10 protein-coding genes are annotated in these 11577 nt (G+C 51.0%); 2 read left to right on the top strand and 8 right to left on the bottom strand.

Annotated elements, in window-relative coordinates; genetic code table 11:
- Window positions 1–4 precede the first annotated feature (4 nt).
- The gene (locus OXH16_01060; GenBank protein ID MCY3679955.1) at window positions 5–1471 is read left to right on the top strand and encodes a circularly permuted type 2 ATP-grasp protein; all 1467 of its coding nucleotides are present in this window, start codon (window positions 5–7) and stop codon (window positions 1469–1471) included.
- On the top strand, window positions 1468–2370 hold the full coding sequence (locus OXH16_01065; GenBank protein MCY3679956.1) for a transglutaminase family protein: 903 nt from the start codon (window positions 1468–1470) through the stop codon (window positions 2368–2370). Before OXH16_01060 ends, OXH16_01065 begins: the two co-directional genes overlap by 4 nt.
- Here OXH16_01065 and menC read toward each other — a convergent pair.
- The 8 genes from menC to OXH16_01105 form a co-directional block, all read right to left on the bottom strand.
- On the bottom strand, window positions 2345–3457 hold the full coding sequence (gene menC / locus OXH16_01070) for an o-succinylbenzoate synthase (protein MCY3679957.1): 1113 nt from the start codon (window positions 3455–3457) through the stop codon (window positions 2345–2347). The genes OXH16_01065 and menC overlap by 26 nt on opposite strands.
- A 12-nt stretch (window positions 3458–3469) precedes the next feature.
- Window positions 3470–3673 (bottom strand): hypothetical protein, encoded by a 204-nt coding sequence (locus OXH16_01075; protein MCY3679958.1) that lies wholly within the window; start codon window positions 3671–3673, stop codon window positions 3470–3472.
- Between the two features lie 114 nt (window positions 3674–3787).
- A complete protein-coding gene (locus tag OXH16_01080) occupies window positions 3788–4333 on the bottom strand; it encodes an NAD(P)/FAD-dependent oxidoreductase (protein MCY3679959.1) in 546 nt (181 codons plus the stop codon).
- Window positions 4334–4387: 54 nt separating this feature from the next.
- Entirely contained in the window at window positions 4388–6427 is a 2040-nt protein-coding gene (locus OXH16_01085; GenBank protein ID MCY3679960.1) for a thioredoxin domain-containing protein, read from the bottom strand.
- A gap of 7 nt (window positions 6428–6434) precedes the next feature.
- Complete coding sequence (locus OXH16_01090) at window positions 6435–7790, bottom strand: metallophosphoesterase (GenBank protein MCY3679961.1); 1356 nt, start codon at window positions 7788–7790, stop codon at window positions 6435–6437.
- A gap of 136 nt (window positions 7791–7926) precedes the next feature.
- Entirely contained in the window at window positions 7927–8451 is a 525-nt protein-coding gene (locus tag OXH16_01095; protein ID MCY3679962.1) for a hypothetical protein, read from the bottom strand.
- Window positions 8452–8560: 109 nt separating this feature from the next.
- Window positions 8561–10618 carry a peptide transporter gene (locus OXH16_01100; protein MCY3679963.1) on the bottom strand — a complete coding sequence of 686 codons (2058 nt, stop codon included), beginning with the start codon at window positions 10616–10618 and terminating at the stop codon, window positions 8561–8563.
- A 37-nt stretch (window positions 10619–10655) separates the two neighbouring features.
- A partial coding sequence (locus OXH16_01105) for an ABC transporter permease (protein MCY3679964.1) occupies window positions 10656–11577 on the bottom strand: 922 nt, incomplete at its 5' end.

Consider the following 11577-nt stretch of genomic DNA (forward strand, 5'->3'; position numbering starts at 1 on the left):
ACCGATGAATATGCTCGAAGGGTACGCCCTTGAATCCGGTTCTTACGACGAAATGTGGGACCAAAAAGACGGGGTGCGCGCCCATTGGCATCCCTTTTTTCGCGCAATAGAACGCATGGGCAGCAAAGAACTGGCGCATCGCCACGAGGAAGCGCGATTGCTGCTCCGCGAAAACGGCGTTACGTACAACGTACACAGCGACCCCGATGGCTTGCACCACCCCTGGGAACTCGATCCCATACCTCTGCTGCTTCAGGCCAATGACTGGACCCATATTGCGCGAGGGATATCTCAACGCGCCGAATTACTAAACCTCGTACTCAAAGACATCTACGGTCCCCAAACACTCATCCGAGAGGGCCTGTTGCCTTTTGAACTCATCTATAATCACGCCGGTTTTTTGAGGCCCTGCAAAGATGTCTTTCTACCTGCCGAGCATCAGTTGCGCGTCTATGCCGCCAATCTCGCGCGAGGCCCCGATGGACAGATGTGGGTTTTGTACGACCACGCACAGGCACCTTCGGGCCTGGGATACGCGCTCGAAAACAGAACCACAATGTCGCGCATCATGCCTACCTTATTCAACGACTGCAATGTGCGGCGCCTAGCCCATTTTTTTCGCACCTTTCAGGCCGGCCTATCTGAAATTGCTCCTCACAATAAAGAAAATCCCCGGATCGTCATACTGACCCCGGGACCTTTTAACGCCACCTATTTCGAACATGCATGTCTCTCGGCTTATCTGGGCTATACCCTTGTGCAAGGCGATGACCTTACCGTACGCGATGGGCGCGTGTGGTTCAAATCCATCGATGGTCTGCATCCCGTCGATATTATTTTGCGCCACATCAATGACGATTTTTGCGACCCATTGGAACTCAACGAAGAATCACAACTCGGCGTTGCCGGGCTACTCGATGCTGTGCGAAATGGGCACGTAGCCATTGCCAATCCCCTGGGCAGTAGTATGCTCGAAAATTTGGGCTTGATGCCTTTTTTGCCCGGCATTGCACGACACTTGCTGGGCGAAGATCTCATCCTGCCCTCGATAGCCACCTGGTGGTGCGGGCAAGTGCGGGAAATGAACTATGTGCTCGACCATCTCGACAGTCTGATACTCTGCCCAATTGATCAGCAATCCGCTATTCCCCGCGTCTTCGGCGCCTTGCTCAGCCACGCCGAGCGCGAAGCCTGGCGCGATCGCATCAGGGCAAACCCCACCCATTACGCAGGCCAGGAACACGTCAGTTTTGCAACCGCACCTTCCCTGATCAAGGGCCATCTCGAATCTCGCTACACCACCCTCACTGCCTTTGCAGTCTCCCACCAAAATACATACTCGGTAATGCCCGGAGGCCTCACGCGCAGCGCACCCGAGCGCGACAATTTTGTCGTTCCTGCGCATACGTTTGTACACAGCAAAGACACCTGGGTAATTGACGGTCATCCACACCGGAACTTTGGCGCATGAATTATCGCATCACACACCAGAGCCACTACGAATATGCAGAGACCGTGAGCCTGTCTCACAATCAAGCCCGCTTGAATCCGCGCAGTTTTTTTAATCAGACCTGCTTGAATAGCCACATCACCATCAATCCACAGCCAGCATTTTTTCGCGAGCGAAAAGATTTTTTTGGCAATCGCACCGCCTATTTTTCCATCGAGCAGTCCCACAATATCCTCTCAGTCACAGCCGAAAGCGATGTGCATATCGTATCGCAAACCCAATTGACCAGCGATATGCCCTGGGAAACCGTGTGTCACATCCTCAAAACCACTACCGATCCCGACCTTCTTTCAGTGCGCCAATTTGTACTGGATTCTCCCAAAGCCACTACCGTCCCCGAGTTGATAAAATATGCAGAACCGTCATTTTCTAAAGACCGTCCCTTTATAGAAGCGGTTAGCGACCTCACCCAACGCATCTACAGCGACTTTGAATACGTACCCGGATTCACCACCATATCCACGCCATTATCCGATGTGTTCAAACACCGCAAAGGCGTGTGTCAGGACTTTGCCCACCTGGCTATCGGTTGCCTCCGCGCTATGGGTCTGGCCGCGCGCTATATCAGCGGCTATCTCGAAACCTTGCCCTCTCCCGACACAGAACACCTGATTGGCGCGGATGCCTCCCACGCCTGGTTCTCTGTGTACCTGCCCAATCACGGCTGGATCGACTTTGATCCGACCAACAACCTCATACCCGGTGATGACCGGCACATCACCTTAGCCTGGGGCCGAGACTTTGCCGACGTCACCCCTCTCAAAGGCGTAGTCCTGGGCGGTGGTCAACACGCGCTCACCGTATCCGTCACCGTAGAACCGATAGAGGGGAAATTTACGCTTCTACAACCGCCTTCATAACCGTCACCTTCTCCAGACGCTCGGGAACTGGATCAAACCCAACACCGGGCGTCTCATCCAGTACCACATTGCAATTCTCATCCTGCTCAATCCACCGATCTGTAATATCCTCAACATAGAACTTGCGAGATGGAAACACATCGGCCGGATAGTTAAATCCCGACAACGTACCCAACGCCGCACAAATCCCGGCGCCAACTCCACTCTCTAACATCCCGCCCACCCACGCATCTATACCCGCATCGCGCGCCATATCGTGAATTTGCACGGCATTTAACAAACCTCCCACACGCCCCGGTTTTACATTGATCACGCGACATGCGCCAATTTTCAGGGCGAGTTCAAAATCCCGCGGGCGTTTAACCGACTCATCCAAACACACTGGCGTCTCAATTTGGCTTTGCAACTCTGCGTGTTCAATCAAATCTAAATGATCCAATGGCTGTTCAATCATCGCCAAATTGAACTGATCAAATCCCTTGAGCGTATCAAAATCCGCATTCAAATCATATCCCGAGTTGCAATCCACATGAATAACGGGATCGGGAAAAGCCGAACGCACGGCTTTGAGCATCTCGATATCCCATCCGTGTCGTACCTTCAATTTGATACGCGGATATCCCACATCTACTGCCCCCTGAATCAGCGATAAAAGCTCATCAATCGTATCCTGCACACCAAAATCAGCACCACATGCCACTGTCGGATCAATTGCACCCAGTGACTGCCAGAGCGGTATGCCCTTCAACTTGCTATCCAATGCCCACCACGCGGTTTCCACAGCCGCTTTGGCAAAAGGATTGCCCTTAAACACCGCAATCTGCGCCATCAGTTCCGCCGCCGTCTCTATCTGCTCTCCCACCAGATATGGCAAAAAAAATTCCCGCGCCGTCTCATAAACAGATCGGGCTGACTCGGCCGAATAAGTCGGCGCATAAAATGGCGTAGCCTCACCCCAGGCAGCGGTTCCTCCCCCCGAGAGTTTAACCATCACCGAATGAATCGTCGCATCCTCGCCATAAGCCGTACGCCACGGCGAAATCAGTGGCAACTCGACATATCGAATTTCCGCAGCATCAATTTTCACCAGACAATCCTCTTAATCTCCTGGTCTCCACCGAGCCGCGTTCAGAACCGACCACAAGTGGATCAACCAGCCCATCCAGATAAACCACAGGATGGCCGCCAGAACAAATTGGAAAAGGGCAATTAGCAAACGCCCCTGAAGCAACTGCCCTAACCCCGGAATAAAAAAACTACACAAAGCTGCCAGAACATTGCCGCCAGAACCTTGTCCTGCCATATTTTTTTCCTTTCCAATCATCTTGACCCTGAGCATTCAGACTAAAAAAAGAAGGCTCCAGATACCTCTCCCTCTGCACAGGACCTGGAACCTCTCGAAGAAATTTATCTCACCTCATTCAACCACATCAAAATCATGGAAATCTTCACCGGCTTCGAGCGATAGAATTTCCAGCGCAGTTGCGGCGCCTTGCCCTGCGGAAATAATCGCCTGCGTGCGGATGAGACGCGTATTCCAACCCACTGCAAAAAGCCCCTCAACCGAAGTGCGGCCATCTCCATCGGCAACAATACCCTTGTTCTCCTTAGCCAAACTCAGCCCCTCGGCCAATTTGGTATTTGTACCAGTCGCCAAAATGAGATACTTCCCCTCTCTCCGGCCTCCATCCGCCGTTGTAACGGCAAAACCGGCATCGGTCTTTTCGGCATCGGTCACTTCTACATCCTCAATTTCGCCACCCAAATTCTGGACCTGCGCGCGCCCTACCCGCTGAAACTCACTCCCCGTCATCTCGGGAATGCCCAGATAATTGTAGAGCATCGCCTTGTGCATCGGCGTCCCATCTTGCCCAAACACCGTCACATTCTGACCATTCTTCGCCAAAAACAGCGCGGCACTCAATCCCGCAGGTCCATCGCCTATAATCAAAACATCTGCCATGACATATCCTTTCATTTGGATTTAGCTGTTAGATTGTTGACTTCTTTGTTCAAATTAGTATCCCGAACCAACTTCATCCAGTAATTTTTCCAGTGCCTCGGCATCTGTAACGGGTTCAGAACATACAAAATTGCGACAGACATAAGCCGTGGCGCGTCCGTCGATCATGCCGCGATTTTTCAAAAGCGGAACAGCGTCAGACACGGGATCACTTCCCCCGCACAAAACCACATTGGGTCGCCATGTTTTATTCACCACATTGAGCAGTGCAACCGTATCCTCTCTATCTCGATCCCCCAAAACAGCGACTTCAACTGCCCCTTGCAAATAGAGATCCAGGGCACAAATCATATTGCCAAAACCCGAAGGCACCTCCCGAATATGCCTGCCAAAAAGATGCAAAATACGGGCGGCCATATCCCGCCAATCTTCGCGCTCCAGCAGGGTTCCCAATCGCAGCAGTGCCATCGCCCCCATCGAATTACCAGACGGCGTGGCATTGTCAAAGGGATTTTTTGACCGCACAATCAGCTCCTCGTGATCTTTTCCCGTATAGAAAAACCCGCCATCTTCATCATCCCAGAACTGATCGATCATCACCTCCATAAAATCGCGGGCAGCAATGAGATAAGAAGGCTCAAAACTCGCCTCGTACAGATCGACTAACCCGACGATCAAACAGGCATAATCATCCTGATAGGCATTGAAACGCGCCTGTCCATCTTTACAGGTATGCAACAAAAACCCGCGACCCGTACACATATTATCCAGGATAAATTGAGCCGCATCTGATGCGCTATCCAGATAAACGGGATCGCCAAACGCCCGATACGCCTGTGCAAAAGCCGAAATCATCAGCCCATTCCAACTCACCTGAATTTTTTCATCGCGCCCGGGTTTTACACGCTCTTCTCGTACTTTAAATAAAATTGCACATCCGCGTGCTATCGCATCTTCATCAACCTCATAAACATGCGGAATATTCAGAATATTTTTACCCTCAAAATTGCCCCGCTCCGTCACATCGAAATACCGACAAAATACCGCACCGTCTTCTTCTCCCAATAGATCCACCACCTCCTGCGGCGTCCACACAAAAAACTTGCCCTCTTCCCCCTCGCTATCGGCATCTTGCGTCGAATAAAAACCGCCTTCTGGCGCGGTCATCTCTCGGCGCGTATAATCCAGAATTGACCTGGCGATACGCGCAAAAAGCGGCTGCCTCGTCACCTGATAAGTCTGCGTATAAAGCTGTGCGAGCAGTGCATTGTCATACAGCATCTTTTCAAAATGGGGCACGAGCCAGTAGCGATCCACAGAGTAGCGGTGAAATCCCCCGCCGAGCTGATCGTAAATGCCCCCGCGCGCCATTTTTTCCAGCGTCAAAGTCACCATCGCGAGTGCCTCGTCATTCCCCGTACGCAAATGGGTTCGCAAAAACACATCGAGATTCATCGAATTTGGGAACTTGGGCTGTGTGCCAAACCCGCCATTTTGAAAATCAAAATTCGATCTGCTCTTCTGAAATGCACCGTCAAAATCCGCCTCACTCAAATCATCTGCCAACGCATCAATACGCGCCATCGCCCGCAAGTGCTCGTGCAATCGATTCGCCACATCTGCGACGTTATCACCTTTTTCCCGATAATGTCTGGCAACGGATTCCAGAACCTGGGGAAAGCCCGGTATGTTGTGCCTGCTCTCAGGCGGAAAATACGTGCCTCCGTAAAACGGAACGCCCTGCGGCGTCAAAAACACACTCATAGGCCATCCGCCAGATCCAGTCATAACCTGTACCGCATTCATATAAATTTCATCGACATCGGGGCGTTCTTCGCGATCGACCTTCACATTGACAAAATGCGCGTTCATAATCTGCGCGATTGTCTCGTTTTCAAAACACTCGTGTGCCATCACATGGCACCAGTGACAGGCTGCATATCCCACGCTCAAAAAAATGGGCTTGTCTTCGGCAACGGCCTTTTCAAATGCCTCTTCTCCCCACGGAAACCACGCAACGGGATTGTGCGCATGCTGCAATAAATACGGACTGGTCTCGTGGATTAATCGATTGGTATCTCTTCTTTCGTCCATCACATCCTCACCTGAAAGACAACACTGTTGTTAACGATCGTCCCGGTTTCATCTTTTGCAACATCTCATATTCATACCCCTCCCACCGGTTAGACCACGTATAAATCTCTTCAAAAACCTGAGACCGCACATAACGGCCACCGGGCAATACCACTTCGAGAACCAGATTGCCAAGCGTCATCTCACTTCCCTCAGCAGGTTCAATATGCACCTTATTTTCCATTTGCAAACAAGCAAGCGCGTTGGGCGGTAAAGACAGGCGACTGGGCGTAAAATTATCTGCGCGTGGCAAAAGACCAATCTCATTCCCATTGAGAAATACGCGCGCATCTCCCATACTATCCCAGGCACAAAAACGGAGCATCCCCTGGCGAATACGCTGCAAATTGGCTTCAATGAGTTGGGCTGGAGGCGCGGGATCCATCGACCAAAAAGTCTGAATGTCGCCAGGACGAAACCAGTGCACCATAGCTTCAGCTCCGCGGTTAATATGATGCCATTCCACGCGCGCCTGGCCCTGTGAAACATATCCCATAAACCATCCCGGAGCTGTATTTTCAATATATCCGGGCCAAACAGCCATGAGATCATCTGGCGGGGGCAAAAGGGCTTGAACGTGGTCGAGAGGAAGCGGCGGTGCATCAGACAATCCGACCAGAGCACCCATACACTGCAACACTGGCAAATGGGGCGTGCGGTGCAACACAATACTTTGATTGTGTGAATGCCCACAAAAATAGGCATCAATCGCGTGCTGAGACAGAAGATTGACCATATCCGTTTGAAAATCGCGATTATAAAAAAAAGCGCGTGCTATCGGCCATATAGGATGATGCCCCAGTAAAAACAACGGGGCATAAGCGTTTTCTTTCAACACGGCATTGAGCCACTGACATTGCTCGGGATTCCAAAACGGCGTATCCAGGACAATAAACTGGCAACCATCCACCTCAAACGAAAAATAATGCGCTTTGGGCGTCTCACCTAAAAACTTTGCAATACGCGGTCCCACAACCTCATCAAAAGCCGCAACACCATCGTGATTGCCGCGAGCGACGATCAGGGGAATATCGCAAGTTGCAAAAAAATCCAGTGCAGCCTTGAGATTCTCACGGTGGCGTTCTGGATCCAGCGGAGGTTCGGCCACATCGCCTGTCAAAATTATAAAATCTGGTTTGAGATGGCGCAGAGCATCCATCATTGGCGCAAGCGAATAGGTCACATTTTCCACATACCCCTCAGTGCTGAGCGGTCTTGTCGCGTCAAACGCCTGCCCAATAAAATCCCGCGTCACAAAATGCGTATCACTCACAACCGCAAATGAAAAAGGCCGCTTGAGATGTTTGATAGACTCAGGTACCACAGAACCCTCCCATTGCAATGGAAGATAATGTAACCCATTTTTTTATAATAAACAAGCGTGCCCAAAAAACAAACGCGGGCTTCTTGAAAGAAACCCGCGTTTTGACATCTTCAGCAAAGAACAGGGATAGAAACCTCTACTCACCACCACCGCCACCACCGCCACCACCGCCACCACGACCACCACGACCACCCTGACCACCCTGGCCGCCGCGCTGCCCGCGCTGACCCTGCCCGCGTTGCCCGCGCTGACCCATCCGCTGCATATATTCTTGAAATACCTTTGTCTGATTCTCATTGAGAATAGCAGTCAAACCCTGTGTCATTTCCATTCGCAGCGCGCGCACCTGTTGCATGGCCGCCTGCTGGTCGTTACTTCCGCGCAGACTTCTTTGCAACTCCTGCCGTTTTGCATAAATCCCCTTAAGTGACGCACGCACCTTGACGAGTTGCTCATCACTCAGGGCCACATTCTCGTTAAATGCCAGATAAGACAGCGCCTGTTCAACCGGCAAAAAACGCTGCACCTGAACGCCGCCGCGTTGCCCTTGACCGCGCTGCCCTTGCCCTTGACCGCCTCTTTGAGGCTGTGCCCACACATCGCAGGACGCGGCCAGAAGCATCGCCACTGCCAAAAAACCGAAAAGTCGAAACCTCTGCATAATCTGCTCCTTTGAAAAAGTTGTAAAAATGCCTATAAAAATCCGGGCATATATCGCAACAAATTAGACGACACATGCCCGAATAAAAGTTCCACCATCATTATTTATCTCAGAAAACCACTTGAGACACAGCTTTGGATATCAAAGCCACGGCAATTGAGGTCATGCCAATAAGCCCCATACCGCAGGAATAACCCGCGACTAAAATAGGCGCGTAAGCCTTCCATTTGGACTCGCCAAACCGCTTTTGAAAATGATATCGTCCCAGCATCGCCCCGGCAAAATTCAAAATGACAAAATGCGGCCATTGCGCCAGGCCATTCACAAAACCAAAAAACGCCAGAACGGGGACCTTGGCTGCGACCAGTACCAGATAGAGAAGTCCACCAGAAACCAACCCTGTGAGAATGTATTTGGGGACGATAATTTCTCTTAAAAGATCCATACCTACAGTACCCTGTACTTCTTCGGGTGGCAAAGTCGATTTAAGCCATACGGTTTGCATCGTGGCTTCATAGGGCCAAAATAGCTGGACATAAGGATATGTGGAAGATGGGATGGGTCCCAATCGCCAGATAAACTCATAGAACATAAAGCTGCAAATGAAAATCACAAACATCGTAATTACGACCATTTTGAGATAACTGCCGATCTTTGTTTTGGTCAATTCCAGTTGCTTAAACTGCCGCACGGCCAGCCCGTGGTCGTGCAGTGGAATGGGGGCAAACCACACCGCCACCCCCTTATATCCCGACAACAAAATGGCCGCTTCCCGAATATAGGGAATGCTCGCCCCATAAGGGCTTCCCGTGAGACCGATCATCCGGGCACCAATATAAGACGAAACAGGCGTATAAATAAATGCGAAGAAAACCAGCCATCCCCAGTGAAACTCTGGCACGAGCCACTGGCACAACCCAATGGCGGCAAAAGATGCCATGACCCACAACACGAGAGGCCACTTCATCGGCAGATCACCCCGGCCCTCGGGCAAATCCTCCATACTGATGTTTATAGAATGATGTCCTGTTTCCTGTTTCAGCTTGCGCTGCTCCAACAGGGTTTTGCCTATCATATAAAAACCGGTGAGTGCGATCACGATTGAAGTACCGATTCCAAAGCTCAGCCAGAAATCGAACCGATTGGAAATACTCGCGGGGATCGCCGTCATACCAGGCGCCCATCGGCTCAAGACATCTGTGTAAGTATAAAGCAGTGGATTAATCACCAGATTGGCAAGCACAGCACCGATAAATGACCCCACCACCACGTAAAACGGCAGGACAAAACCATATAATAAATGCCCCAAATCCGTTCCTATGCCAAACACAGCGGCGGGCAATATAGTCTTTACCTCGGCTGTAAAATCGATAAACGGAATGGGCAAAACCTGAACAGTCTCAGTCAGAAAAATGCCCGACAATGTGGGCACAACCACATAGAGCAATCCCCACACCAGACCAATACAGGTTCCCGTACTGAACACGCGCCATCGCCACCCCTCGGCTTTGGCCGATGTTTCAGCCAGTGCGGTGACACCCCGTGCCTGAACGGGCTCCAGCGGAAAAGGCAATTGCTCGATATCGCTGGTAATGCGAAACATCACATACCCAAAGGACAGCCGCGCAGCCTGATTGATAATCATGACCAGAAACAGAATCAACACCGGCAAAATCCAGTCGGGATGCACAAACGTGCGCTCGGCATAAACCGGCGAATCCAGAGGCGGCGTCACCCAATTTGGAATATAACTATCCAGACCTTTTGCCGCGGGTGACTGAATCAAATACTGATCCCAGATCAACCCCCCAAAAGGTCCACCGTATAGATGTGCACCAGAACCGAGTTTTACCCCAATGCCCAACAGCCCTGCGGCGACCCAGTAGATGATCAAAATTTCCTGTGTCCTGAGCCGAACAAAAGAGCGCTTGGCAATCTCTAAAAAGAGAATAATCGTCACCCACTCAGACGCGCCAGCCATGCTCTGCCCGGTCACCAGGCCCAGATAAATCGCCCCTGGCAACATAACAATCCCAACGAACGCCGTCGCCCATATCGTCTTCCAGCCAAAGCCATCTTCAAAAGGCGCGTCCTCTGGCATAATCTGTTCGTATTCCGTCAGATCCTCTTTTGTTTCTTCAGTATCTCTTGGTTCATCGGTTGCCAAAATTGCCTCCCAGAAGGAAATTCACAAAATCTGCGCGTTATGCTATTGCCGCGACTTCGCCAGACAACACCCGGCGTCCGTCTTCTGCATAATTGAACTTCATGTCGCCCGGAATTGTACGCCAGACCAGGAATCGCTTTCTCAACACATTCAAAAATCCGCGATTGATCCGTTTCCAAGACGCCACATCGCCACTCAAGCGATTGATCACCACTTCAATCTTGTAAATATTGTGCTCACCCGTTGGAATAGCTTTTAACTGCACTTCCTGGCTAATCCCCAGGTCGTAAGGCGCCAGCCAGGCCGTCAGATCAATATTGTATTGCGGTTCTCCCTCGTGATCCTCAGACCAGAACTTCACGTGATCGGCAACAAAATCACCCACCGACCCCTCGCCATAAGATTCAAAAACCCGGGTCAAATAAGAGTACATGCCCAATACCTCGGCACCTCCCACCGTAAAGGGAAAATCAAATATCCACCGGTCGCCATCCGGGTCGGGAAATTCCCATTTGCGGGTCACATCGGGCACGGCCATATCAGCGGCTTTTTTGGCTGGATAAAGCGCGGAGAGAAATACCGTTGCCATCACAATCAACGTGGCGGAAATTGCAGACAGCGACGAATAATTCAATTCCAGGCCTCCCAACAATCCCTCATTGTAAAGTATGAGCACCAGAACCTGTCCAATTAAATATCCCATAACCGCACCGAGTGTGGCAAATACGCCGGCCTCCGCGAGGAAAAGTGCGGCAATATGATTGGGAGCCAATCCCACCGAAGAATAAATACTGATCTCTCGAAAACGCTCATACACAGCACCCATCATCGTATTGAGCACAATAAGTGCTGCAATCAAGATCGGAATAAACAAATTGCCCAATCCAGAAAGCGACGTTGAACCAATCGAACTATAGACGGTTACACCATCATCCTTGCCCACAAACATCGTCAAAGAC

The sequence above is a fragment of the Gemmatimonadota bacterium genome, from assembly GCA_026705765.1.
Classification (GTDB): Bacteria; Latescibacterota; UBA2968; order UBA2968; family UBA2968; genus VXRD01.